Raw genomic sequence first — 1551 nt, forward strand, 5'->3', positions numbered from 1 at the left:
AAATGATTATTATGGATTTGGCAGGGAGATAGCAGGAGCAGGAAACATTAACCCAACTCCGGATAACAAGTACAAGTATAATGGGAAGGAGTTTCAGGAAGACTTAGGGCAATTGGATTACGGGGCTCGTTTTTACGATCCTGTTATAGGCCGTTTCACTACGGTAGATCCACTTTCTGAAAAGAGGAACTGGCTGACGCCCTATAATTATGTTCAGAATAATCCTATAATCAGAATTGACCCAACAGGGGCCTTAGATGAGTATAGGGAGGAAGTAGATGAAGATGGAAATGTAAAGAGAACTAAAATCAGCAACTTAGGTGGAGATAAGGTAGATTTTACTCACATTAAGGGAGGTGAGCATGATGGCCAAATGCGAATTAAAAGTAGAGGGTCAGGTAAGGAGGTCTATGCTCGAACATCTAAAGGTGTCGAGGGATATACACAACGAGAAAAAGGCACCACCTGGGACACTCTTTACGATGAATTCCTAAATGGCACTGGCCCAGAAAACAGTTTAATAACGACTGCAGGAATGACTCAAGAGTTAATGAAATCGCCAATATTCGCTGATGCATTTAAAGAGTATGTGGATGCTGGAGCTCCAGATAAAATGGCCATTAATCCTTCTTTCGGTATAGGAGGCGCTTTTGAAGCGGGTAATAATATGACTGCTCAAATGATAGGTAAAGCGTCTTTTAGCTTTTATAATCTTGGAGATCAGTTAGTGATAACAGCGATGGATAGCAAATCCAAGATGTCGTATTCTCTGAATCCGCTAGTTAAAATTATGCCTGAAAGCTGGATTAATGACGACAGAAAGCCAAATCAGCAAGTTCCCCAAGGAACAACACGACAGACATATCTAATGATTCTTAACATTAATAAGAAATAGTATTGCCAATTGTATGAAAAAGATATGGTATGTGATCGTCGTTTTTTGTTTAGGTGCTTGGTTTCTAAGTTCTTCTCCTGATCCGGTGGGAACATATGTCGCTAAACACCATACAAATACAATTGATACAATTCTTGTCTTAAAAGGAGGCACCTACAAGCAAAGTATTTATCGTAAATCTGATGGAGTGAGATTATTTCATAACGAAGGAAAATGGTCATATCAAAAAGGGCGTATTCGATTTACAAATTTTTTCCAGAGTGATGATGTTGCTAGAAAACCGAATTATGACTATGCTAGCGTTCTTCTAGTATTCTCGGTTCCGTTAGAACGCAATTTTGTAGGTCGACCTGTATTTGATTATGACAAGGAAACGGCTACTTATCGGTACTACAAAGTTCTCTGGTAAATCATGCCAGTCTTAGCGTCAGCTAAGACTAATAATATCTAAGCCTGGTTCAATGAGCCAGGCTTTTGTTATTTATAGAGCAGCAGCATTCTGCTGAAAGAAATCCTTAAACTTCTTTTTGGTGAGCATGGTATCAATAATCTTAAATTGAAGTAGTCACGACTTAATCTGACAGTTACGATAAAACGAGTAACTTCAAATCAGATTAAACAATGACAACACAAGAAAAAATCATCAAGAACAAGCT

The 1551-nt window shown here is 38.5% G+C and carries 2 protein-coding genes; both read left to right on the forward strand.

Annotation, left to right across the window (positions count from 1 at the left end; translation table 11 throughout):
• Window positions 1–895, forward strand: an 895-nt coding sequence (locus ACLCDL_RS17860) for an RHS repeat-associated core domain-containing protein (RefSeq protein ID WP_423149775.1), incomplete at its 5' end; no start/stop codon positions are given.
• Window positions 896–908: 13 nt separating this feature from the next.
• Window positions 909–1304, forward strand: coding sequence for a hypothetical protein (locus ACLCDL_RS17865; protein WP_423149776.1), 396 nt, complete (start codon window positions 909–911; stop codon window positions 1302–1304).
• The last annotated feature ends 247 nt before the right edge of the window (window positions 1305–1551 follow it).

The organism is Rubrilithobacter danxiaensis (genome assembly GCF_047272945.1).
Lineage (GTDB): Bacteria > Bacteroidota > Bacteroidia > Sphingobacteriales > Sphingobacteriaceae > Rubrolithibacter > Rubrolithibacter danxiaensis.

Bases quoted from the DNA above. Each gene is read 5' to 3' on its own strand.
- ACLCDL_RS17865 (WP_423149776.1), top strand. From the start codon at position 909: ATGAAAAAGATATGGTATGTGATCGTCGTTTTTTGTTTAGGTGCTTGG.